This window comes from Kitasatospora kazusensis (assembly GCF_039529945.1).
Classification (GTDB): Bacteria; Actinomycetota; Actinomycetes; order Streptomycetales; family Streptomycetaceae; genus Kitasatospora; species Kitasatospora kazusensis.
The window spans coordinates 49,569-72,240 of the sequence record NZ_BAAANT010000024.1; the positions used below are offsets into that span (position 1 = coordinate 49,569).

24 protein-coding genes are annotated in these 22,672 nt (G+C 75.3%); 9 read left to right on the forward strand and 15 right to left on the reverse strand.

Features of this window, described 5'->3' with window-relative positions; translation table 11 throughout:
- Window position 1: 1 nt before the first annotated feature.
- The 11 genes from ABD330_RS20170 to ABD330_RS20220 all read right to left on the reverse strand — a co-directional run bounded on the left by ABD330_RS20170 (window position 2) and on the right by ABD330_RS20220 (window position 9,000).
- A complete protein-coding gene (locus ABD330_RS20170) occupies window positions 2-448 on the reverse strand; it encodes a TadE/TadG family type IV pilus assembly protein (RefSeq protein ID WP_344467061.1) in 447 nt (148 codons plus the stop codon).
- On the reverse strand, window positions 445-855 hold the full coding sequence (locus ABD330_RS20175) for a TadE/TadG family type IV pilus assembly protein (RefSeq protein WP_344467063.1): 411 nt from the start codon (window positions 853-855) through the stop codon (window positions 445-447). Before ABD330_RS20175 ends, ABD330_RS20170 begins: the two co-directional genes overlap by 4 nt.
- A complete protein-coding gene (locus ABD330_RS20180; protein ID WP_344467065.1) occupies window positions 852-1,118 on the reverse strand; it encodes a hypothetical protein in 267 nt (88 codons plus the stop codon). The genes ABD330_RS20175 and ABD330_RS20180 overlap by 4 nt, the downstream gene beginning before the upstream one ends.
- Window positions 1,119-1,152: 34 nt before the next feature.
- Window positions 1,153-2,037: a hypothetical protein gene (locus ABD330_RS20185; protein ID WP_344467067.1), complete on the reverse strand. Its 885-nt coding sequence runs from the start codon at window positions 2,035-2,037 to the stop codon at window positions 1,153-1,155.
- A complete protein-coding gene (locus tag ABD330_RS20190) occupies window positions 2,034-2,981 on the reverse strand; it encodes a type II secretion system F family protein (RefSeq protein ID WP_344467069.1) in 948 nt (315 codons plus the stop codon). Before ABD330_RS20190 ends, ABD330_RS20185 begins: the two co-directional genes overlap by 4 nt.
- A complete protein-coding gene (locus tag ABD330_RS20195) occupies window positions 2,981-4,543 on the reverse strand; it encodes a TadA family conjugal transfer-associated ATPase (protein WP_344467071.1) in 1,563 nt (520 codons plus the stop codon). Before ABD330_RS20195 ends, ABD330_RS20190 begins: the two co-directional genes overlap by 1 nt.
- Window positions 4,533-5,615, reverse strand: coding sequence for a CpaE-like family protein (locus ABD330_RS20200; protein WP_344467073.1), 1,083 nt, complete (start codon window positions 5,613-5,615; stop codon window positions 4,533-4,535). Before ABD330_RS20200 ends, ABD330_RS20195 begins: the two co-directional genes overlap by 11 nt.
- A complete protein-coding gene (locus tag ABD330_RS20205; protein WP_344467075.1) occupies window positions 5,615-6,409 on the reverse strand; it encodes an SAF domain-containing protein in 795 nt (264 codons plus the stop codon). Before ABD330_RS20205 ends, ABD330_RS20200 begins: the two co-directional genes overlap by 1 nt.
- A 44-nt stretch (window positions 6,410-6,453) precedes the next feature.
- Complete coding sequence (locus ABD330_RS20210; protein ID WP_344467077.1) at window positions 6,454-7,356, reverse strand: hypothetical protein; 903 nt, start codon at window positions 7,354-7,356, stop codon at window positions 6,454-6,456.
- A 44-nt stretch (window positions 7,357-7,400) separates the two neighbouring features.
- A complete protein-coding gene (locus ABD330_RS20215) occupies window positions 7,401-8,021 on the reverse strand; it encodes a hypothetical protein (RefSeq protein WP_344467079.1) in 621 nt (206 codons plus the stop codon).
- A 139-nt stretch (window positions 8,022-8,160) separates the two neighbouring features.
- Complete coding sequence (locus ABD330_RS20220) at window positions 8,161-9,000, reverse strand: hypothetical protein (protein WP_344467081.1); 840 nt, start codon at window positions 8,998-9,000, stop codon at window positions 8,161-8,163.
- Window positions 9,001-9,176: 176 nt separating this feature from the next.
- Here ABD330_RS20220 and ABD330_RS20225 point away from each other — a divergent pair, with 176 nt between their 5' ends.
- The 3 genes from ABD330_RS20225 (at window position 9,177) to ABD330_RS20235 (ending at window position 11,670) form a co-directional block, all read left to right on the forward strand.
- The gene (locus ABD330_RS20225) at window positions 9,177-9,623 is read left to right on the forward strand and encodes a pyridoxamine 5'-phosphate oxidase family protein (RefSeq protein WP_344467083.1); all 447 of its coding nucleotides are present in this window, start codon (window positions 9,177-9,179) and stop codon (window positions 9,621-9,623) included.
- A 66-nt stretch (window positions 9,624-9,689) separates the two neighbouring features.
- The gene (locus tag ABD330_RS20230) at window positions 9,690-10,145 is read left to right on the forward strand and encodes a MaoC family dehydratase (protein WP_344467085.1); all 456 of its coding nucleotides are present in this window, start codon (window positions 9,690-9,692) and stop codon (window positions 10,143-10,145) included.
- Window positions 10,146-10,485: 340 nt separating this feature from the next.
- Window positions 10,486-11,670 (forward strand): MBL fold metallo-hydrolase, encoded by a 1,185-nt coding sequence (locus ABD330_RS20235; RefSeq protein WP_344467158.1) that lies wholly within the window; start codon window positions 10,486-10,488, stop codon window positions 11,668-11,670.
- A gap of 54 nt (window positions 11,671-11,724) precedes the next feature.
- Here the strand turns inward: ABD330_RS20235 and ABD330_RS20240 are convergent, their stop codons facing one another.
- Window positions 11,725-14,340 carry a DUF6493 family protein gene (locus ABD330_RS20240; RefSeq protein ID WP_344467087.1) on the reverse strand — a complete coding sequence of 872 codons (2,616 nt, stop codon included), beginning with the start codon at window positions 14,338-14,340 and terminating at the stop codon, window positions 11,725-11,727.
- Entirely contained in the window at window positions 14,337-15,728 is a 1,392-nt protein-coding gene (locus ABD330_RS20245; protein WP_344467089.1) for an SWIM zinc finger family protein, read from the reverse strand. The genes ABD330_RS20240 and ABD330_RS20245 overlap by 4 nt, the downstream gene beginning before the upstream one ends.
- A gap of 127 nt (window positions 15,729-15,855) precedes the next feature.
- Between ABD330_RS20245 and ABD330_RS20250 the strand changes: the two genes are divergently transcribed.
- Together ABD330_RS20250 and ABD330_RS20255 are read left to right on the forward strand one after the other, a co-directional pair.
- On the forward strand, window positions 15,856-16,755 hold the full coding sequence (locus ABD330_RS20250; protein ID WP_344467091.1) for an acyl-CoA thioesterase: 900 nt from the start codon (window positions 15,856-15,858) through the stop codon (window positions 16,753-16,755).
- 85 nt (window positions 16,756-16,840) lie between these two features.
- A complete protein-coding gene (locus ABD330_RS20255) occupies window positions 16,841-17,446 on the forward strand; it encodes a TetR/AcrR family transcriptional regulator (protein ID WP_344467093.1) in 606 nt (201 codons plus the stop codon).
- A gap of 28 nt (window positions 17,447-17,474) precedes the next feature.
- Here the strand turns inward: ABD330_RS20255 and ABD330_RS20260 are convergent, their stop codons facing one another.
- Window positions 17,475-18,602 carry a sulfite oxidase gene (locus ABD330_RS20260; RefSeq protein ID WP_344467095.1) on the reverse strand — a complete coding sequence of 376 codons (1,128 nt, stop codon included), beginning with the start codon at window positions 18,600-18,602 and terminating at the stop codon, window positions 17,475-17,477.
- Between the two features lie 94 nt (window positions 18,603-18,696).
- On the opposite strand from ABD330_RS20260, the gene ABD330_RS20265 reads away from it, so the two are divergent.
- Window positions 18,697-18,825: a hypothetical protein gene (locus ABD330_RS20265; RefSeq protein ID WP_344467097.1), complete on the forward strand. Its 129-nt coding sequence runs from the start codon at window positions 18,697-18,699 to the stop codon at window positions 18,823-18,825.
- Between the two features lie 453 nt (window positions 18,826-19,278).
- Window positions 19,279-19,470, forward strand: coding sequence for a hypothetical protein (locus tag ABD330_RS20270; protein WP_344467099.1), 192 nt, complete (start codon window positions 19,279-19,281; stop codon window positions 19,468-19,470).
- On the opposite strand, the gene ABD330_RS20275 is transcribed toward ABD330_RS20270, so the two are convergent.
- Window positions 19,431-20,885: a DUF2398 family protein gene (locus ABD330_RS20275; protein WP_344467160.1), complete on the reverse strand. Its 1,455-nt coding sequence runs from the start codon at window positions 20,883-20,885 to the stop codon at window positions 19,431-19,433. The genes ABD330_RS20270 and ABD330_RS20275 overlap by 40 nt on opposite strands.
- Window positions 20,886-21,026: 141 nt before the next feature.
- On the opposite strand from ABD330_RS20275, the gene ABD330_RS20280 reads away from it, so the two are divergent.
- Both ABD330_RS20280 and ABD330_RS20285 read left to right on the forward strand, forming a co-directional pair.
- Window positions 21,027-21,887, forward strand: a complete 861-nt coding sequence (locus ABD330_RS20280; RefSeq protein ID WP_344467101.1) for a sterol desaturase family protein — start codon at window positions 21,027-21,029, stop codon at window positions 21,885-21,887.
- Window positions 21,884-22,588: a lysoplasmalogenase gene (locus ABD330_RS20285; protein ID WP_344467103.1), complete on the forward strand. Its 705-nt coding sequence runs from the start codon at window positions 21,884-21,886 to the stop codon at window positions 22,586-22,588. The genes ABD330_RS20280 and ABD330_RS20285 overlap by 4 nt, the downstream gene beginning before the upstream one ends.
- Window positions 22,589-22,672: the final 84 nt, after the last annotated feature.

The window sequence follows — 22,672 nt, forward strand, 5'->3', positions numbered from 1 at the left end:
TTCACCCGGCGCTCCGGTACCGGTCGATCACCGAGCTGAACTCGCCCTTCAAGGTCTTGCTGCCCGGCATGCCGTCCACCAGCAGCCACCCGAGCCGGACCGTGCAGACCACTCTGACGTCGACGGTCTGAAGCGCCCCGTTGTTCACCGTCACCGGGTCCGACGAGGGTTGGGTGATCTGGAGGTCGGTGCACGGTACGTGCTGCTCGCTGAACACGCCCCGCGCGGCGTCCTCGGCCGCCTGCTGGGCACCCTCCGGGGTACGGGCCAGCGAGGCGGCCCGGGCTCCTGCACGGGCTGCCGCATCAACTACCCCGCCGGTGGTCTGAATACGCCCGACTCCGGCGACGATCAGCGCCAGTGCGACCACCGCCGGGACGAGGATCGCCGCCTCGACGGCGACGCTGCCCGAGTCGGGCGGCCGTCGCGCCGCCCCCGCCCTGCTCACGGCTGCCCTCCCTGCGGGACGAACTTCTCGATCGGCGCGTCCACGTGCCGGGTGACGTCCGGCATCGCCGGCAGCGGCAGGATGCTCAACGGCTTGACGGTGACGCTGATGTGGAAGGTGGTGCCGTCGGTGCCGGACATGTCCGTCCCGGCCGGCTCGGCGAGACTGCCGAACCGCTGCAGGAAGTCCGCGACCCGCCGGTCGGCCGCAGGCCGGCTGCCGCCCACGATCCGGCCCGCGTCGGCGCCCTCCCGGGCAGCCGTCAGCGCCACCTGGCTGGCGTACCACCAGAGCGCGGTCTGCACCACGAGCAGGACCACGGTCAGCACGGCCGGGAAGACGATGGCGAGGCTGATCGCCATCGCTCCCCGGTCGCGGGCGAGCCGGTCCAGGACGCCACGGATCACTGGGAGGGGGGTGCGGCCGGGAGGTCGGTGACCTGCTTGGTGACCTTGCCGCCCAGCGAGTTGATCGCGAACACCACCCCGATCGCGATGGTGACCAGCGCGACCACGGCGAGGGCGAGTTCGATGCTGATCGCGCCCCGGTCCCCCGCCGCGCGGGCCGTCTTCGCCCGGCCGATCCGGTAGTGGAGCAGCAGTACGCCGAAGCGTACGGGCAGCAGCAGCGGCAGGAGCAGGGCGGCGAGCAGGTTCCGCGAGCGGGTCATGACGGGTCCTCCGGGAGGAATGGGATCTGAGGGGTCAGACGACGTTGAGCATCTGGTAGAGCGCCGGGAAGACGATCAGCACGGTCATCAGCAGGGTGAGCAGCGAGCCGGGCGCGACCATCCGCTCGCTGTCGGTGTTGGCCCGGGCCAGGTCGGCCGCGAGCAGTTCGCCGCGCAGGCCCTTGGCCCGGGCCCGGAGCGTGTCGTAGACGGCGGCGCCGTCGGTGCCGGAGATCCGCATGATGTCCGCGACGTCCTGGAGCGGGGTGAGCCCGAGCTCCTCGGCGAGCGCGTCCAGCCCGTCCCACGGCGGCAGCCGGTCGGTGGCGGCCCGCTCCAGCGCGTCCCGGATCCGCCGGAAGACGGTGCCCCGCCCGACGGCGGCGGCCCGGCGCAGCGCCTCCGCCGGTCCGAGGTCGGCGGCGCGCTCCAGGGCGACGAGTTCGAGGTACGAGGCGATGCCGTGCAGGTACTCCGCTTTCGCCTCCTTGGCCTCGCCGCTGACGATGGCGTCGGGGACGAGCCAGCCGAGCACCGCCAGCGCCGGGCCGAGCACCAGCGGCAGCGCCACCGGCAGCGCGGTGCCGGTGAGCACCGCCAGCGCGGAGGCGTAGCCCGGCAGCAGCAGTCCGAGCAGCGCGAAGAGCAGCTTGTGCGCCATGAACCGGGCCGGTGTCCGGCCGATCAGGGCCAGCTGCTGGTCCGGGATCCGGGCGCCGGGCAGCCGGAGCGAGCTCTGGCCGAACCGGTCGTACCAGGCGAGCCGGTGGTCCCGGTCGTCGGCGTGGTCGGCCGGTGCGCGGTGCAGCCGGTCCAGTGCCTGGCCCAGGTCCGGTGGCGCCGGGCGGAGTTCGGCGGCGAGCAGGGCCAGGCCGCCGGCGGCGGCGGCGCCGGCCAGTACGGCCCAGGGGGAGATCATCGGGCCTCCTTGGCCAACGGCTCGTTCTCGTCGGCGGGCACGGAGTCCGGCAGCGGTCCGGCCTTGCTGCGGCGGTCCGGCTCCAGCAGGCGCGGCGGCGGGGTGTGGCTGGCGAGCGAACGCATCCAGGCGATCACCAGGACGAAGGCGGCCGACACCACGCCGAGCACCACCTGACCGGTGAAGGTGGAGTAGGGCGCGGTGTAGCGGTCGTTGAACGACCCGACGGTGATCACCAGCAGGATGATGGTGACCAGCCAGCGGATGGTGGTGCGGTGCTTGGCGCGGTCCGCCTCGATGGTGCGGCGCTGGCGGACCTCCTCCCGGACCGAGTCGGCCATGTCCGCGAGCGCGCGGGCCAGGCCCGGGCCGCTGTCGCCGGCCCGGAGCACCAGCGCGGCGAGCACCTTGTCGGCGGTCGGGTCGGCCAGCCCGTCGGCGAAGGCGCGCAGTGCGTCCTCGGGACGCCAGCGGGACTGGAGCCGGGCGGCGAGCTCGGCGATCTCGCCGTCCAGGGCGGGCGGGGCCGTCCGGCGGCTGGTCAGGATCGCCTGGTTCAGGCCGACGCCGAGCAGCAGCACGTCGGCGAGCCGCTGGGTCCACTCGGCGAGCGCCTCCAGCCGCTCGATCCGCCGGGTGTCCGAGCGGGTCGCGTCGAACAGCCAGGGCAGGCCGAAGACCGCCAGCGGGACGAGCAGGGCGGTGAGCGGGATCCGGGTGAACAGCCAGGCCAGCGGCGCACCCGCCAGCGCCAGCGCGGTCTGGATCCGGCGCAGCCGGGCGACCTGCGGGGCGGCCGTGCCGGGCGCGCCGTACCAGAAGGTGTGCAGACGGCCGGCCAGCGGGTTGCGCTCGGGCTCGGGGCCGGTGGTGCCGACCAGCCCGGCCACCAGGGCGACGGCGCCGCCGGTGACCAGCAGTCCGCACAGGACGAACAGCAGCATCAGCGCACCCCACCGATCCGCAACGCCAGCGGCGTGCTCCAACTCCCGTACGGGGACTGGAGCATCCCCGCGTCGAAACCCGCCCGCCGGAGGTCGTCCAGGCACTGCGGCGGGGTGTGCGGGACGGCGCGCGGCTCGCCGAGGTCCGGGCGCGGGCCGAAGACGGTGTTCAGCGCCGGGCGTCCGCTCTCACCGAGGCCGGTGATCTCCAGGACGTGCGAGACGAAGCGGTGGCGGCGGCCGCCGACGGCCGTCTCGTCGACCATCGCGACGTGCACGATGAGGTCGACGGCGTTGGCGGTGAGCCGGTAGGCGAGGCTGTCGGTCATGTGGGCGCCGTACTCCAGGCAGAGTTCGGCGATCCGGTCGACCACCATGTGCGGGGCGCGGGCGTGCAGGGTGCACATCGAGCCGCCCTCGCCGTTGGTCATCACCCGCAGCATCGGGACGACCTCGGCGGAGCGGACCTCGCCGACGATGATCCGGGAGAGGGTCATCCGCAGCGCCGCCGGGATGAGCTCGCCGATCGTCAGCTCGCCCGCCGAACGGCCGTCCACCCGTTCGCCGTTGCCCTCGCGGGCCTCCATCGGGACGACCTGCTTCAGATGCCCCAGGGTGTGCAGCCAGAGCTCGAACTCGGACTCCAGGGTGCCGATCCGCTCGTCCGGCGGGATCTCGCCGGCCATCGCGCGCAGCAGGCTGGTCTTGCCGACGCCCTGCGTCCCGGTGATCATCACGTTCTTCCGGGCCCGGATCGCCGAGGCCAGGAAGGCCGCCAGGGTCGAGTCCACGGTGCCGAGCCCGACCAGGTCGGTGAGGGTCGCCGAGGCGACCCGGTGGCGGCGGATCGCCACGTACGGGCGGGGCGTCACCTCGGTGAGCGCCTGGAGCCGCATGCCGCCCTCCAGCCGCAGGGCCAGCGTCGGGCTGGCGGTGGAGAGGCTGCGCTCGCCGCCGCCGTGCTGGCGGGCCAGGTCCTGGAGCAGTTCGACGAGTTCCTCGTCCGTGTCGGCCACCGGCGGTACCTGGCGCAGGGGTTGGTGGACGCGGGAGATCCAGACGTCGTCGCAGCCGTTGATCAGGATGTTCTCGATCTCCGGGTCGTCCAGGTACGGCTGGAGCCGCCCGGCCCGGAACAGCAGGTCGTAGACGGCCTCCGAGAGCGCCCGGTCCTGGTCCCGGGTGGGCGGGATGCCGTGGGTCTGGGCGTACGCGTCGGACCAGCGGGCGACAGCCTCCTCGATCAGCGCGCGGCCGCGCTGGCGGCGGGTCGCCCGGTCCGCCTCCAGGCCGGAGCCGTCCGCCAACCGGGAGAGCTGCTGGTGCAGTTCGGCCGCGACCTGCCGCTTCAGCTCGCGCGCGACCTGCTGGTCCACGGCGGGCCGGACGCCGACGGGCTGCAGCGCGGGCACCGCCCGGACCGGACCGGGGGTGAACTGGCCGGGGGCGAACTGGCCGACGGGCGCGGCGGCCGGGATCACCGGCTGCGCGGCGGCGGCCCAGGGCAGCGCCGCCGGGCCGCCGGGCTGCGCCGGGCCCTGGTGCAGCGGGCTACCGCGCACGGAGCACCTCCCCGTAGGTGATCTGCTGCTGCGGGTGCGGCGGCTGGCCCGGGAACGGCGCCGGGGCGGCCGGCTGGGGCACCTGCGGCGCGGGGTACTGCGGTTCGGGGTGGGGAGGCTGGGGGTACGGCTGCCCGGGGTACGGCTGCCGGGGGTCGGCGGGGGCCGGGTACTGCGGGTAGGCCAGCGGGTGCGAGTCCGGTATCGGCGCCGGCGCCGGCGGCGCGTGCTCGGCGAAGACCTGGGGCACCGGCGCGACGGGCCCGGCGGCGGGCGGGACGGCCGGCGCGAGGCGCTGGCGGCGGCGCCGGACCAGCAGCTGGATCTGGTCGGCCGCCGACCGCGCCGTCCGCATCAACTCCGACCGTACGAACCGCCGGTCGGTGGTGTCCCCGCCGTCGGAGAGCACCCGCGCGGTGCGCGGTGCGTACGGCAGCAGCCCGAGCGCCGGCACCCCGAACTGCCGGGACACCTCCGCGACCGGGTAGGGCCCCTCGGCGACCATCAGCAGCCCCAGCGCGTCCGAACCCGTCCCGGCGGCCTCCAGGTCGTCCCGCAGTGCGGCGAGCCGGGGCCGGACGGCGCTCAGCCCGCGCAGCGTGCTGCGCAGCGCGACGGCCACCACGTCGGCCCGCCGGGCGAGCACCGCGCCGGGGCCGGCCGCGCCGGAGCGCCCGAGGTCCAGGATCACGTCGTAGCCCTGCGGTTCGAGCCCGTGCAGCGTCTCCATCAGCGGCTCCCAGGTGTACGCGAGGCCGGGCGCCTGGGCCGGGTCGGTCAGGCCGGGCAGCAGCAGCCGCTCGCCGTTGCCCTCCGGGGAGAGGTCGATCAGCTGCTCCCAGAGGGTCTGGGCGAGCAGGCCGCGACGGTCCGCGACGGCCAGGTTGCGCAGCCCGTACACCGCCTCGACCCGGCCCTCCAGCGCGCCGGCCAGCACCGCTCCGCCGTCCGGGTCGCACTCGACCAGCAGGATCCGGCGGCCCGGCTGCAACGGCCAGGCGAGCAGCAGGGCCAGCGCCGAGGTGGTGGCCCCGGGCGCGCCGGGGCCGCCGACCACCGCGACGACCGCCATCAGTTGCCACCCCCGGCCGACGGGGAGCCGGAGCCGGAGGGCGACGGGGATCCGGACCCGCTCGGCGAGGACGGGGAGGAGGGCTGGGCGGCCGGGGTGTCGCCCCCGCGCGGGGCCAGGATGACCTGGAACCGGCCCGCCGCCACCCACCCCGCGAGCCGGGCGCCGTCGCCGGGGCCGACCGCGACGTCGACCACCTGGCCGCCGTCGCTGTCCACCCTGCCGAGGGTGACCACGGTGGCCGCCAGGGTCTCGGGCGTCCTGGTCGTGCCGCCCTGTCCGGACGCGTCGGAGGTGGAGACCACCAGCACCCGCAGGCCGGGCTGCAGCCGGGTGGCCGGGAGCTGGCTGTGCTTGGCCGCCAGGCCGACGACCACCTGACCGGCCCCCACGACCGGGGCCGAGGTGACGTCCGCGTTCAGCAGCAGGGCGCCGCGCCGCAGGTCGGTGGTGGCGCGCAGGCCGATGGTGCGGTCGTGGTCCCTGGCGTCCAGCGGGCGCAGCGCCGGGTCCCCGGCGATCCGGGCGACGACGAGGTCGTCGGCGGTCAGCGCCTGCCCCATCGGTACGTCACGGGCCAGCGCCAGCACGGCGATCCGCTGCCCGGTGCTGTTGTAGAGCACGGCGCCGCCGAGCCCGCCCGCCGCGATCAGCGCCACCGCCATGGCGAGCACGGCGGGCCTGCGGCGGCGGGCGCGCAGGGTGCGCGGGGGTGTGTGCGGTGCCGCCCGCACCGGTTCCTGGGCAAGGGTGGCGGTGCCGGGGCTCGGCGACGGGAAGGTTCGGTTCTCCACCGGGCTTCGGCCTTTCGTACGGGGGCTGGACGGGTGGCGGACGGTCAGTTGTTCAGGACCTGGAGTTCACCGACGCGCAGCGGCAGCGGCCGGTCGGCGGGGACCTGGTAGTCGAATCCCAGGACCTGGTCCTGCCGGCCCGCCACCGTGGCGGTGATGTGCCAGGTCGCCACGGCGGTCAGGTAGAACATGTGGTCCGACTGGAGCGCCGAGCCGGTCTTGTAGAGGTAGGAGCAGTCGGTCGCGTTCGCCGGCGCGCCGGGGGTGTAGGCGGTGCCGGAGGTGGCGCAGTCGAGGCCCGGCGAACCGTCGCCGGTGTCCCAGTGCACGTTCTTCAGCACGGCGGTGGCCGTGACACTGATCTGGCGTCCCCGGACGGTGGCGCTCTGCGGCCCGGCGCTGCCGACCGTCCGGTCATACCAGAGCCAGACCGGCGCGCCGACCAGGGCGGTGCCACCGGGGGCGGCGTGCACCACGGGCGCGGCGAGCCGGATCATGTCGGCGGCCTGCCGGCCGAGCGCGACCGGGTCGTCCGGCGGCGGCGCACCGCCGGGCGGGGAGGCGAAGAACATCGGCGGTTTGGGCGTGAGCCCGCCGCCGACGAGCCGGCAGTTCACCTCGTAGACCGCCCCACTGGCCGGATCGTGCCCGCCCCAGGAGGGGTCGCCGGCCGGCGGCTGCGGGTCGGAACGCTGGTAGTAGCAGCCGTCGGAGGTGTTGAACCAGCCGAGGTCGTTGTCCCAGCAGGGCCACTGCTGCAGGTTCCAACTGCACATCTGCACCCCGTCACCGCCGCTGCCGCCCCCGCCGCCGGGGCCGACCGGCACATGGCTCGGGTTGCCGCCCGGCTCGACGATGCCGATGCAGATATCGTTCACCGCACACGGATTCACACCGCCCGTGGGGCCGCCGTCGGCGATTGCGGGCGAGATCGTGGCGGTGGTCATTGCGAGCAGTAGCGCGATCCGAATCATCGTTCGCACACCAGACTTCAGCATGTTCGGCCCACCTCGCGTTTGAAGTCGACGATCATCCAACGGCCATCCGATTTGCGGAGCGAAACAGTGGCGATGTAGCGGGTGAGACGCTGCGGCGGATCTTTCGGCGCTTTGGTCACTGAGTCCGCCTGGTGCCAGTCCGTCACGTCGAGGCAGTCCTCGATCACCGAAGTCTGGGGATCAGCAATAGGATTGAGGGTCTTGACCACTGGGGAGTTGCGCGGCGCACCAGTCATCACCAGCTTGGCCTCATGCAGTTGGTGCAGGCTCGCCAGCGCACCGCTCAGGGCCAGTCCGGTGGAGAGCGCCCGGAGCTGGGATCCGTCCGAGCCCGACCGGCTGAAGGCATCGGTCTGGGCATCCCACCAGCTCTGATACGCCATCAGCACCACCCGCCCCACGGCCCCCTCGGGCCCCTGGGTCGGAGCGATCGCGCCCGTACCCGAACCACCCGAAGGAGTGACCGGAGCCGCCTGGCCGGTGGCGCCGGATGCCGCGAGGCGATCGGCGGAACCGGCCGGACCGTCGCCGCTGCAGGCGGTCAGGAACGTCAGCAGAAACAGTCCGCCGACGCCAACCACCCCAGAGCGCACCAGAATTCCGCGCTGCCGCATAGCCCCACCTCGTCGCGACCGACCCCCCGCCCTCGGCCGTGGTCGCCAGAAGAAAACCGCCGTCCCGCCGTGCGGCCTTCGGGGGCATCGATTCTTCGCCAACCAGCCCCGTCCCGGCAACACCTCGGGCCTCTTGACCTTACGCGGAAGGCGGATCGGTTGGGGCACTTTCGCGCCACAGAACTGCCAACAGTTCCTCGGAAAGCGACAATCCGGCCAATGCGCCCCGGACCGAGGCCCGATTGCGCATCAGCAGCCGTCCGCCACCGCCGGGTCCGGGCACCAGCAGGCGTGCCCCGTCCGTGCCCGCGCGTTCGAGCTCCGCCGCCACGGCGGGCTGGAGTTCCTCGGGGCCGACGGCGGCGGGTGCGCCGGGGACGCCCTGTTCCAGCACCCGCCCGAGTGCCCAGCTGAACGACCCCTCGCCGCCCGGCAGTACGGCGTCCCGGCCGCGCCGGCCCGGCTGGAACCGGCCCACCCGGCCCCAGAGCGGCACCCGGGAGTGCGCCAGCAGTTCACCGGCGCCGTCCTCGCCGCCGCGCTCCAGCGCCGCCCACGCCTCCCGGTCGGCCAGGGCGTCCACCAGCAGCAGGGTCTCCTCCTGGTCGCCGTGGACCATGGTGGAGACCACCCAGTCCCAGGCCAGCCCGCGCCGGTACGCGTTGTCCGCCGTGCTCCCGCCCGTCACCAGGGCCAGCCGTCTACCGCGCGGGTCGGCCGCCAGCTGGCCCAGCAGGCAGACCACCAGCCAGCGGGCCGGCCGCTGGGAGGCCGCGCGCAGCGCGGTGAGCATCGCGTTGGCGTCCGCGTCGGGCGGCACCAGCGTCACCCGGCAGCCCCTGGTCCCCGCGTCGAAGGACCGGCCCGGCAGCGCGTCCGCGAGCAGCCGCGCGCCGTCCGCCGCCCTGGCCGACCCGGCATGGCCCCGCTCCGGACCGCCGTCCGCCCCGATCACCACCAGCTCGATGCCGCCGCTCATCCGCACCCGCCCCTCCCTAGCTCCACCGGGTCGGTTCTGCCCCGTACGCCGGACAAGCTATCGCTGCCGCGATCCAGCGCGAACCGGGCCAGGTCAGCGCGGGCGGGTCCCGGATCGCCCGGATCCGGGACCATGGGCCCTAGTCGTCCCCGGGGCCGGGCGGCAGCATCAAGGGCATGGACCGTGACAACCGGGTGCAGACCCTGAGCGAGGCGGACTGCCTGCGCCTGCTCGGCACCGTGCCGGTGGGTCGCGTGGTGTACACCGAGCACGCGCTGCCGGCCGTGCTGCCGGTGGCCTTCGAGGTCGGGCCCGACGGGCGGCTGGTGCTCGCCCTGCGGGCCGGCGGCACTGTGGTCCGGGCGCTGGACGGCACGGTGGCCGCCTTCCAGGCCGACCGGCTGGACCCGGCCACCCGGACGGGCTGGAGCGTGCTGGTGCACGGCCGGGCCGAGGTGGTCCGCGACCCCGCGCTGCACGAGCACCTGCTGCTCACCGGCCCGCGCCCGTGGATCGACGGGGAGCGGCAGGTCTTCGTCCTGCTCACTCCGGAGCTGGTCAGCGGCCGGGAGCTGCACACCTGCGCGCACGGCGCGCAGCTGGGCACCGGGCGCCCCCACTGACAGGTGACCGGCGAGTAGGCATACTCTCCCGGAGTCCTGCCAGGCGCATCCCCCCAGGAGCACGTTGTGACGACCTTCGCCTCCCTCGCCGAGCTGACCGCAGCCGTCGGCACTGAGCTCGGCACCAGCCAGTGGCACACCATCGACCAGGAGCGGGTGAACCTGTTCGCCGAAGCCACCGGCGACCACCAGTGGATCCACGTGGACCCGGAGCGCGCCAAGGAGAGCCAGTTCGGCGGCACCATCGCCCACGGCTATCTGACGCTCTCGCTGATCCCGGTGCTGGCCAAGGAGTGCTACGGCGTGGAGGGCATCCGGATGGCCCTCAACTACGGCTCCGAGAAGGTCCGCTTCCCCGCCCCCGTCCCGGTCGGCACGGCCGTCCGGGCGCGGGCCGAACTGCTGGCGGCCGACGAGGTCCCGGGCGGCGTCCAGGCCCTGGTCCGTTTCACCATCTCCAGCGAGGCGAGCCCCAAGCCGCACTGCGTGGCCGAGACCATCACCCGCTTCTACGCCGCGTAGCGGCCCTCCCCCCGGGCGGGCGCCGTGCCTGAGGCACCGTGCCTGAGGCACCGTCCGGGTACGCCGAACGGCGCTCCCCCGCGCGCTTCCACCGGGTCCGGCCGTCCCGGGGCCGGTAGTGTCCCGTGGAGATGATTGTCGTACGGCAGCGGGTATCTGACGCTGCCGTACGCGTTCTTCGCGTGCCCTGTGCCCCGGGACAGCCTCCGGGACGCCGGTGTCCGCGCCGCGCTCGCTGGGAAGGACACGCCCGTCGACCGCGGCGACCCCGCCGTACGGACAGTCCCCACCTGGAGGTTCCGTGCCCAGTCCCGTCCCCTGGAGCTCCCGGGTCACCTCGCTGACCGACCAGCTCGGCTGCGCCACCGGTACCGCCTGGCGCCGGGTACGGACGGACGCCTTCGGCGCCGAACCGGCCGGCGAGCGGCTGGCCCGGATCGAGCGCTCGCCGAACTTCGCCGACGGCGCCTTCCAGAACCCGGTGCCCACCCGCCGCCTGGTGTACGAACGCTCCCCGCTGGAGATCACCCGCTCCCAGCTGACCGCCAACCGCGCCCGCCGCCTCCCCGCCACCGCCGTCCCGCTGCACCGGCTCGCGCCGATCGAGCTGGCCCGGCCGCCCGCCTCCGGCCTGCGGCTGACCTGGCTCGGCCACGCCACCGTGCTCGCCGAGCTGGACGGCCGCCGGGTGCTGTTCGACCCGGTCTGGAGCGAGCGCTGCTCGCCCTTCGCCTGGACCGGCCCCAAGCGGCTGCACCCGGTGCCGATCCGGCTGGACGAGCTGGGCCCGGTGGACGTGGTGGTCATCTCGCACGACCACTACGACCACCTGGACATGCCGACCGTCCGGACCCTGCTCGGCACCGGCGCCGTCTTCGCCGTGCCCCTGGGCGTCGGCGCCCACCTGGAGCACTGGGGCGTCCCGGCCGGGCGGATCGTCGAGCTGGACTGGTGGGAGTCCGGGGTGATCGGCGGGCTCACCCTGACGGCCACCCCGGCCCGGCACTACTGCAGCCGGGGTCCGCGCACCAGCACCCACCTGCTCTGGGCCTCCTGGGTGGTGGCCGGGCCCGAGCACCGGGTCTTCCACAGCGGCGACACCGGCTACTTCCCCGGCTTCGCCGAGATCGGGGGCCGGCTCGGGCCGTTCGACGCGACGATGATGCAGATCGGCGCGTACAGCGACTTCTGGCCCGAGGTGCACATGACGCCGGAGGAGGGCGTCCGGGCCCACCTGGACCTCGGCGGCGAGGTGCTCCTGCCGATCCACTGGTGCACCTTCAACCTGGCCCCGCACCCGTGGGAGGAGCCCGCCGAGCGGTCGGTCGCGGCCGCCCAGGCCCTGGCCGCCACCCTCGCCGTCCCCCGCCCGGGCGAACCGTTCGAACCCGCCGACCCGCCGCCGCTGAAACTCTGGTGGCGCGCGGCGGCAGCCGTCCCCAAGGGCGCCGAACTGCTCGTCCCGGACCTCGCGGCCCCGGCGACCGCGAAGCGCCGCTCCGAGGACGACGACGTCACCGTCTGACGCAGGGAGCAACCGCCAGCGGCGGGGTCACCGCCCCCGCCCCGCGGCGAAGCCTCAGCGGCCGTCCGCCAGGACGTCCCGCAAGGCCTTCGCCGCCTTCACCACCCGGCTCGCCCCGCCGCGCCCGGCGGCCTCCGTCACCTCCGCGACCGCCCCCCGCGCCCCGCTCCGCCGCGCACAGTCGGCGGCGAGCACCAGCAGGTCGCCGGCGCCCCGCACCGGGGTGCCGGCCAGCAGGCCGGGCAGCGCGCCCGCCAGCACCGACCACACCGTGCCGTACGCCCCGGCCGCGGCGAGTGCCCGGAGCGCCTCCAGCAGCCGGTTCGGCTTGACCGTGCCCAGCGGCACCAACACGCCGAGCTCCCGCCCGAGCAGCCCGCCGTCCAGGTCGCCCCGGGCGGCGAGCACCAGCAGGGCGTCCGTCGCGGCGGCCCGGTCGGCCGGGGAGCGGGCGCCCAGCCCGTACCCGACCGCGAGGTGCACGGCGAGGCCGGCCGGGCCGTCCGCCTCCGCGAGGTAGGGCAGCAGCAGCCCGGGGCCCGGCCGCTCGGTGGCCGCGAAGCAGTCCAGGGCCCGGGCGGCCAGCTCCTCCCGGTGGCCCGGGAGGGCCGCCAGCCAGTGCAGCGTCGGCAGGTGGCGCGAGTACTCGAACAGCCGGGCCGCCGAGTGGGTCTGCGGCCCCAGCAGGTGCATGGCGTCGGCCGCCAGCGGCTCGTCCAGGACGACACCGGGCTGCGCCACCATGGTCTGCGCGACCTCGCGCAGGATGTGCACCTCGTAGGGCTGGAGGCCGGGCTCCTCCACCGGCACGAAGCGCACCCGGGTGGACGGCTGGCGCGGCAGCCCGCCGTCCCGGAGCCAGCGCGCGGTGCGCCGCCCGGCCTCGGAGCCGAGCCGGCCGGCGGCGGCCAGCACCTCGGGGTCCTCGGTGGGCCGGACCCGCAGCAGGGCCTGCGCCAGGTCGGCGGGCCCGGCGGGGGCGTCCAGCGCCTCGTACCCGGCGAGGCGCTCCACCAGGACGGCGGCCGAGAGCGCGCCCGTCTGCGAGGTCGGCGTGGCCAGCAGGAACGGCGTCCGGCGGGCGATGATCTGCCCGGCCGCCTCCTCCAGCCGCCCCGCGAGCAGGTGCCCGAACGGCGAGGTGTGGACGCCCCGGCGCAGCACACCCGTCTTCAGGTGCCCGGAGGTGGCGGCCCGCGCGACCTGGAGCAGGTCGCGCGGCCCGCAGTCCTCCCAGCCGGGCCGCTCGTAGGGGTGGGCCGCCAGCACCGGCAGGAGCGCGTCGGTGAGGTCCTTGCGGCTCCGGTAGGCGTGCCGCACCAGGCCGTCCAGCACCCGTTCGAAGGCCGCCACCGGCACGTCGCCGCCCGCCAGCACAGCGCCGAGCTCCTCGGCCGTCTCCGCCGGGCTGCCCAGCGGGCCGGGGACCGGCCGGGGCTGCGGCACGGTCGGCAGCAGCTCCTCGTACACCTCGGTGCGGACCTCCGCGCCGAACAGCTCCCCGGCCCGCCCGGCGTGCGCCGGGTCGAGCGCCCCGGCGGCCTCCCGCAGCTGCCGGAGCACCGCCTCGCCCGCCGACGCCAGATGACGGGCGGTCACCTTGAGCGCGCGCTCCTGCACCTCCTGGTCGGGGTGGCCGAAGGCGTCCGCCGCCGCGAGGACCAGCGGCCCGGCCTGTGCCGGGTCACGCCCGGCGGCCTTGTCCAGGCGGGCCAGCTGGGCGCGGACGAGCTTCTTCTCGGTCCGGAACAGCACCGTCGCGGAGGCCTCGGCGAGCAGGCCGGGCGCCAGCAGCCCCGCGTCGTCCAGCTCGCCGAGCACCTGCTGGGCGTGGGCCGCGACGGTGGACAGCCCGCCAAGCAGCGCCAGACAGCTCCGGACCCGGGCCGTGTACTCCTGCGGCGTGGGCGCGAGGGCCTGGAGCACCTTCAGGAAGAACCGCTGGTCGCTCACCCGGCCGCCGCGCACCAGCCGGGCCAGGCAGCGGTCGATCAGCTCGGTGCGGTCCAGTACGCCCTGCCCGGCCAGCCGCGCCAGGCAGGCGGGCCAGCCGCCACCGGTCGGCCGGTCGAGCCAGGCGCGGTCCAGCTCCGTCCCGATGTCGGCGATCTCGAACAGCCGGGGCACCAGCAGCGGCACGAAGGAGTCGCCGGAGAGCCGCTGCCACAGGTAGTCGCCCTCCACCCCGCCGGTCAGGTGGGCGATCCGGTCGCGCCGGCCGGCCGAGCGGTCGCGCAGCCACTGCGTCACGAAGGCGTCCGTGGTCGGCACCGGGCACCCGGTGGTGCGGACCAGGTGCTCCAGCAGCCGGTACTCCCCCCACCAGGCCCCGGTCCGCCGGTCGGCCAGCCGGGCCACGACCTCGTGCTGCCACTCCGGCGGTTGGCTCTCGATCACGGCCAGCAGGGCGGGGTGGCGCCACACCTCGCTCCAGCCGAAGCCGGGGCCGCCGATCCAGCCGGCCGCGCCCGAGGGCGAGGTGTGGCACCCCAGGCCGGCGATCGAGACCGGACGGATGTCGGGCGGCGGCCAGCTCCTGGAGTCGCGGATCTCCTTGCGGATCGCCTTCAGCCCGGGCAGGAAGGCCCGGCGCTGGTCCGGTGTCAGCCGGGCCAGCTCGCGCACCACCGCGTCGACGTCCTCCGCCCGGACCAGCTCGACCAGGTTCATCGCGCCGCCCCCGCGCCGCCGCCCGCCAGGTCCGCCGCCTCGGTGCCGCCGCCCGCCAGGTCCGTGGCCAGCGCGTGCTTGCACGGCCCGCGCCCGCCCCGGTACTTGGCCCACCACAGGCAGGTGCAGCTCAGCGCCCCGTCCGCCGCGCGCCGCACCCGCTGCACGTGGTCGCCGACCGTCACCAGCGCGCCGCCGCCCTCCTCCGGCCGCACCGCGCCGGCCGCGACCAGGGCGCGGGCCGCCCGCAGCCGCGGGTTCTGCGCCTCGGCGCGCCCGGAGTCGTAGGGCAGCTGCCGGTGGAAGTACGCGGCCTCGGCGGTGTCGTAGCCGATCTGACCGGACGTCCCCAGCCGGGTCAGTGCCGCCCGCACCCGCTGGACGGTCAGCCCGGCCTGCTCGGCGAGTTCGGCCGGGTCGACCCGGGGCTCCCAGGCGAGCAGCACCGCGACGAGCTCGGCGTCGGCCGCCGCGTCCGCGGAGGCGAGCGCGTCGAGCACCCCGCCCTCGCCGGAGAAGCCGCGCGAGGCGTCCGGCGACAGCGTGAGTGTCAGCCGCATCCCGGGCAGCACCACCTCCCACGCGGCGGCCGTCGCCGCCTGGCCGGCGGGCGGCCCGTACACCCGCAGGGCCAGCGCGTACCGCAGCACCCGCTGCAGGGCCGCCAGCCGCTCGGGGCCGGGCAGGCAGACCGCGCCGGGGGCGGGCCTGCTGGTCGGGCGCAGCGTACGGCCGGCCGGGACGGCCCACTGCACGGAGCGCCCGGTGCCGCGCGGCAGCGAGCGCAGGAAGCGGACGGCCTCGGCGGCCGGCACCTCGGCGCGCAGGTCGAAGGCGGCGGCCAGCACCTGGGTCTCGGCGAAGCCGCGCAGCCAACGGCCCGGCAGCGGGACCTTCTTCTCGACCACCGGGCCGTCCAGGGTGGTCACCTCCAGCGTCTGCGGGCCGACCGCCAGGTGCAGCGGGTCGGCCGCGCCGATCCGGCTGAGCGCCTCGCGGAGCGGGTTGTTGACGTCGACGTTGGTGGTGCCGTGGCCGATCTCGCCGCCGTCCAGGCCGTCGGCGAGCACGTCGAGGCGGGCGTACACGCCGCAGCAGCCCGAGAACGACTCGAAGCGCAGCCGGTCGCCGTTGGCGGTGACCACCGGGTCGAGCGAGGCGCGCAGCTGCGGCTGGTAGTACCGGGCGGCGGCCACGTCGGCGACGGCGAGCAGCGCGGCGGCGGCCGTCGCGGGGGCGGTCAGGAATCCGCCGAAGAAGCGCGGGTGGGCCGCCGGGCCGGCCGGGGTGGCCCCGCCCGAGGTCTCCAGGGCGAGGCTGCGGCCGCCGGTGCCCTCGCGGACGGCGGAGGACCGGAGATATGCGTACGTCTGTACGGCTTGCGTCATGCCGAGAACCTTAGGGCGGGCGACCGACAGGGCTGATTTCGGCGATCCGGTTTCTGGAACTCGTTCCACCGGGTTCCCGTAATCCAGATCACACCGGCAACCACCCGCCGTCTGCCACTATGAACAGGTGAACGACGCGATCAGACAGGAATCTCCCGAGCAGGCCGAGGCCGGATCATTCGTCGACCTGCTGCGGATCGAGGAGCTGGACAAGAACCTGTTCCGTGGCCACTGCCACGCCGGTGCGCCGCTGCGCGCCTTCGGCGGCCAGGTCGCCGCGCAGGCCCTCACCGCCGCCGGGCGGACGATGACCCCCGGGCGGCTGGTGCACTCGCTGCACAGCTACTTCCTCCGCCCCGGCGACCCACGCAAGCCGATCGACTACCAGGTGGACCGGGTCCGGGACGGGTTCTCGTACGCCACCCGCCGGGTGACGGCGGTGCAGCGGGACGAGGTAATCTTCACCCTCTCGGCCTCCTTCAAGGTGCCCGAGGCCACCCCGCAGCGGCACCGGGCCATGCCGCCGGTGCCCGCGCCCGAGGACCTGCCGGACCCGTTCGCGGACTGGCGGCGGACCGCCCCGCAGGACCCCGAGCGGGCCTCCGCCCTGCGGACCCTCCAGATGCGCTTCGTCCCCGCCGACGCACCCGGCATGCCGGCCGAACTGCCCGGCGTGCCACAGCAGTTCGTCTGGCTCCGGACGGGCACCCCGCTCCCGCAGGACGACCCGCTGCTCCAGGTCTGCGCACTGACCTACCTCTCCGACCTGACGCTGGCCTCGACCACCGCCCTCCACCTGCAGGGCGACCGGGCCGGGCAGGCCGCCGCGCCCCGGGTCCAACTGGCCTCGCTGGACCACGCGATGTGGTTCCACCGCCCGTTCCGCGCGGACGAGTGGCTGCTGTTCGCCCAGCGCAGCCCCTCGGCCGGCGACGGCCGCGGCCTGGCCCTCGGCGAGTTCTACGACCGCTCGGGCGAACTGGTCGCCTCGGCCGTCCAGGAGGCCCTGCTCCGCCAACAGGCCTGACCGCCGCGGGCGGTGCCCGGCGGGCACCGCCCGGACCGCGAACGCGTCATTCGCAGCGGGGTGACCGGCACGTATCATGAGCAGGGTGACCAGGGTTGACCTCTCACCACGGCCCGTCGAGGCGATGTCGCCCCGTCAGCTGGAACGCCGCCGGAGCCTGATCGCCGCCGCGCTCGCACTCGTGAACGAGAGCGGCGTCGAGAGACTGCAGATGAAACAGGTCTGCGAACGGTCCGGGGTCGCGCTCGGGACGGCCTACCGGTACTTCTCCTCCAAGGACCACCTGCTCGCCGCCGCCATCGCCGACTGGCACCGGCTGCTGCTGGCCGACCTGACGGCGGAGCAGCGCGGCCCGCGCGGCGGGCCGACCAGCACCGACCGGGTGGTCCGGTTCGTCCGGCACGGGATGCGGGCCTACCAGCGGCAGCCCCAGCTGGCCCGGCTGCGGGTGGCGGTCTCCGCGTCCACCGACCCGTTCGCCAGCGAGGCCCTGCAGGGGATGGCCCGGGCCGACCGGGCCGCGCTGGACACCCTGATGGCCCAGCACCCCTCCCCCGGCGGCGACCTCGTCCGCCACATCGTCGGCCACGCCTGGCAGGGCGAGCTGACGGCCTGGGTGACGGGCCGGACCACTCTGGACGACGCCCGCCACCGCCTGGAGGAGGTCGTCCGGCTCGTCCTCGCTCCTTAGACCGACCGCCAGATGGCGGGCGGAGCCGCTACCCGACCCGGACGGGGTGCCCCACCACCGCGCCGAAGAGGTACCCCTCGCGGTTGAACTCCGCCGTGTCCGGCTGGGTGCCGCCCAGGTCGTCGGTGGCCCGGGCCCGCAGCTCGTACGGGCCGGGCCGCTCGGGCCGCCAGTCGAAGCTCCACCTGGTCCAGGTGCCGGGGTGCGGGTCGTCCCACAGGTGGGCGCGGTGCCAGAGCACGCCGCCGTCGGTGCTGACCCGGACCTGCCGGACGGCGGCCCGGCCCGACCAGGAGCGGCCGTAGAGCCGGTGGCGGCGGCCGGGTTCGAGGACCGCGCCGCGGGCCAGCTCGAAGGCGCTCTTCACCACCTGGCAGGTGAGCGGGGCGCTGCCGCCCGGCGGGTGGGCCGGGCCGAAGAGCCGGTAGAAGTCGGTGTCCCAGGGCGAGTGCAGCGGTTCGGTGGAGACCTCCAGGCTGCCGACCCACTTGATCGAGGCGATCCCGGCCCAGCCGGGGACGACCAGCCGGACGGGCGCGCCGTGGTCGGGGAGCAGCGGCCCGCCGTTCATCTCGTACGCCAGGAGCACGTCGTCCATCGCCTTGGCGACCGGCAGCGGCCGGCGCACGTGGCCGTAGTTGGTGCCGTCCTCCCCGAGGTACTCGGGGTCGAGGCCGACGGGCAGCACGTCCACCGCCCCGGGGACGATCCCGGCCCGGCGCAGCACCTCGGCCAGCCGGACGCCGCGCCAGCGGGCCGCGCCGATCCCGCCGAGCTCCCAGGGCGTGCCGGGGACGGCCTGGCGCTGCTGGGTGGCGTAGAAGCGGCGGCCGTTTCCGGCGCACTCGATGACGGCGCTGAGGGCGGTCTCCGGCAGGCGCCGGAGCTCCGCGAGGCCGAACTCGACGGCCGGGCCGCGCAGTCCGCTGCCGAACACCCGCAGCCGCCAGCCGTCCGGGTCGATCAGCGGGGTGCTGGTGTGGTTGCGGACGAAGAACCGCTCGACGGGGGTGTCGGGGCCCGCGCCCGGGAGGGTGTCCCAGCGCATCTCGGCGTTGGTGCCGTGCGGGACGAACCACTCGGCGGGCAGGGCCTTGACGATGCCGGGCGGCCCGCTGCGGGCCTGCGGACATCGGTGGTACTCCAACTCGTCCATCCTGCCCATCCGTTCCACTCGGTACGGCGCGGCGACCTGCCGGTCTCCACGGTAGGACCGGGCCCGGCGCCGCGTCCACGGGACGCCCGGGCGGGTGCGGCCGCTCCGGCGCGCCGCGCCGCCGAGGTTCCACGCCGCGCACGGGCTGCGGGAGGCCGCCCGGGTCGCCGTCGGCGACGCGATGGCCGACCGGCGTACGCCCGCGCCTCCCCCGTCCGAGTGAATCGCGGCCGGCCGCGCCGGACCCCGGAGCCCTTGCCGCGCCTGGCCGAAGGCACCGCACACGACCTCACTCCGGATCGTCACCGACCGCAACCCAGCATTACAGACAGTCAGATCAGTGGCATGCTGGCAGCCGCACCAGCCGCCCGGCCGGACGTACCGCCCCGGTCCACCCCGGTGGTCCGTCCCGGTCCGGAACCGGCGGCCCGGAGCCGTCGCACCAGAACCGTCGAGAGAGCCCGCACCGATGTCCGTACGAGCGTCCCGCCCGCCACGCTCGCCCGGGCACGCGGCTCCGCGCCCCGCCGACCCTGGGTGTCCCCCGACCGCCGCCACCCCGGCCCCGCCCTGCCCGGACGTCCGCGACCTGCGCAGATGTCCCGACGCCCAGCCCCCATCCAGACTTCACCCGCGCGTAGTCGTCGTTTAACGCCACCCTGGAAAGCTGTCTGTCATGAACGCCCTACCCAGCACGGGCCCGCCGGCCCCGCAGCCGGAGCGCTTCCCGCTCCCGCAACGGCACCGCCGCGTCCTCGCCTGCGCCGCCGTCGCCGCCTCGATCGCGCTCGGCAGCCTCGGGGTCGCCGCCACCATCGAGACCGTCGGTCAGGACAGCACCGTCGCCGCGGGCGTAGCCGCCCGGTAGGCCGGCTCGCGCCGGGAGTGCCGCCCGGAACCCGGTGCCGGGTGCAGCTCGGCCTGCGGGGCGTACCGCGCGGCCGGTGCCCGCAGCACCCAGGCCCGGCCGGCCGGGGCGATCAGCTGCATCCGGTGCAGCAGGTCCAGCGCGTCACGGCGGAAGGCCGTCAGGTCGGCCAGGTAGTCCCGGCTCCAGCCCGCCTTGAGGCCGTACTCGTCGGTGATGTCGCCGAGCGCACCGTCTATCAGGGCGTCCGAGATCAGCACGGCCGGCGGGACGGCCGGCGGCGCCGCCTCCTCGGGCAGCGGGCGCAGCTCTTCCACCAGCCGTTCCACCAGTAGCAGCGCCGCCTGCGCGAGCGTCCCGGAGCCCGGCAGTGCCAGGTCGGTGAGTTCGTCGGCCGGGTCCAGCAGGGCCATCCCCTCGGCCCTGATCTCCGCCTCCAGGCCCAGGAAGTCGGCGAACAGCTCCGCCTCCGCCTGCTGGTTCTCCAGCAGCCAGCGGCGCTCGGGCGGGGTCAGCTCGTCCAGCAGCACCACCGGCGTCTCGGCGAGGCGCCGCCGGACGGCCAGCCCGGGCGTCCCGGCGGGCGGCGCGGCCAGCGGGCCGAGCGCCCGGGCCAGCTCGCGGTCCACCGGCGGGACGCCGTCGCCCCCGGGCGTCAGCACCCGCCAGTCCGTCAGCAGCCGGCGGACACCGGGCTCGTCCAGCTCGGCCGTCCGCCCGTCGGCGAGCGCGGGCAGCGCGCGCACCAGGCAGGCGTACCCGGCGGGGGTGAAGCCGTCCAGGGCGCGCCCCGGCAGCCCGGCCTTGTGCAGCCGGGCGTACGAGTGGCCGATGGTGAGCGGGTAGCCGAGCAGGGTCAGGAAGCGCTCGGCGAGCCAGTCGGCGTGCCGGCTGATCAGCGGGAACCCGGCGCCGTGCGGCCCCGCGGCGGTGACCAGCGGATGGGCCGCCAGCAGCCGGGCGGCGGTGCGGCGTTCGACCGCGATCTCGTGCGGGGTGGAGCCGGGCGAGCGCTCGGGCTTGCGGTGGCGCCCCCGGGGCGTGCCGCCCGCCGGGGGGCCGGGCTCGACCGGAGCGGCCCGGCGCAGGCCCCGGACCTGTCGGCACTCCCGCAGCCGCAGCGCCGCCGACAGGTGCACGGTCGGGCCGTGCCACCAGCTCGTGCCGGCCGGGACGGCGCGGCCGACGGCCGGGGCGCCGCCGAAGTGCCGGGCGCCGTAGAGGCCGAAGGCGGCGGTGAACAGGTCGTGGGCCGTCTCCGGATCGGCCTCGGCGAGCCGCCGGGCCAACCCCTGCGGTTCGGGGTGCACGGCGGCGCACGCGTAGGCGGTGAGCTGCCCCGCCCCCGCCCCGCGCCCGCCTGCCGCGCCACCGGACCCCTCCCCGGGGCCGGTGGCGTACTCCTGCTGCTCCATGTCGTCCACCAGACTAGACGGTGGGCGAGCCCGTCCGTGGCACCCTCGGGCGCGGCTCCCGGGTGCCGGTCGCGAGAATTGGGCTACGCACCAGTAACAACCCCTTCCGCACCCCGCCCGCCGTCGCCTATCGTCACGGTCATGCCGAACCTGCCCAACGTGGTGCTCTGGTCGATACCCGCCTTTGTGCTGCTCACCGTCCTGGAAGTGGTCTCCTACCGCTTCCACCCGGACGAGGAGGAACAGGGTTACACCGCCAAGGACACCGCGACCAGCCTCTCCATGGGCATCGGCAGCCTGCTGTTCGACGCCGGCTGGAAGATCCCGATCGCGCTGATCTACTCCGGGCTGTACGAGCTGACGCCGCTGCGGGTGCCGGTGCTGTGGTGGACGGTGCCGCTGATGCTGCTGGCGCAGGACTTCTGCTACTACTGGTCGCACCGCGGCCACCACGTGGTCCGCGTGCTCTGGGCCTGCCACGTGGTGCACCACTCCAGCAAGAACTACAACCTCTCGACCGCGCTGCGCCAGCCCTGGACGAGCGCCACCACCTGGGTCTTCTACGTGCCGATGATCCTGCTCGGCGTCCATCCGGCCGCGCTGGCGTTCTGCTCCTCGGCCAACCTGGTGTACCAGTTCTGGATCCACACCGAGCGGATCGACCGGCTGCCCCGCCCGGTCGAGTTCCTCTTCAACACCCCCTCGCACCACCGGGTGCACCACGCCTCACAGGGCGGTTACCTGGACCGCAACTTCGGCGGCATCCTGATCGTCTTCGACCGGCTGTTCGGCTCCTTCACCGCCGAGACCACCAAGCCGGTGTACGGGCTGACGAAGAACCTGGACACCTTCAACCCGCTGCGGGTCGCCACCCACGAATACACCTCGATCGCCCGGGACCTCGCCCGGGCCACCAGCTGGCGCGACCGCCTGCACCACCTCACCAAGGGCCCGGGCTGGCAGCCGGCCCCCACCGACCGCCCGGAGGGCACCCCCGCATGACCATCACCCGACGCCTGCGCGCCGCGCGCGGCCTGCTCTCCGCCTACGCCGCGACCTCGGCCGCCCACCTCGGGGCGATCGTCACCGGCACCACCGCGCTCCAGCACGCCACCAAGCCCGCGCTGATGCCGCTGCTGGCCGCCCACACCCTGGCCACCGCCGAGAAGGCGCCGAAGCTGCTGACCCCGGCGCTGCTGCTCAGCGCGGGCGGCGACGTGCTGCTCCAGACCGGCAACGAGGCCGCCTTCCTGGCCGGGATGGGCTCCTTCGCGGCGGCGCACGTCTGCTACGTGACGATGTTCGTCAAGCGCGGCGCCCTGGACGACCGGCGGCGCACCGCCGTGGTGGCGGCGGCGTACGCGGCGGCCTGGGCCGTGATGATCGGCCAGCTCTGGCCGGGGCTCGGCGACCTGAAGATCCCGGTGGCCGGCTACAGCCTGCTGCTCGCCTCGACCGCCGTGACCTCGGCCCGGATCGGCTGGCGGACGGGCCTGGGCGGGGCACTGTTCCTGCTCTCCGACACCCTGATCGCCACCCAGCTGGCCAACTGGAAGGAGCTGCCCGGCCACGAGTTCTGGATCATGGCCACCTATGTGGTGGCCCAGTACCTGCTGGCCAGCGGCACCGTGAAGGCCCACCAGGACGAGGCCCGCACCCCGTCCCCCCGGATCAGCGCCCCGGCGGTCTCCACCGGCCGCTGACCGGCCGGCGCGGCCGGCCGGAGCACGCGGATCCGGAGGGCGCGGTGTCGCACCCTCCGGATCCGCGCGTCAAAGGCGCCACCG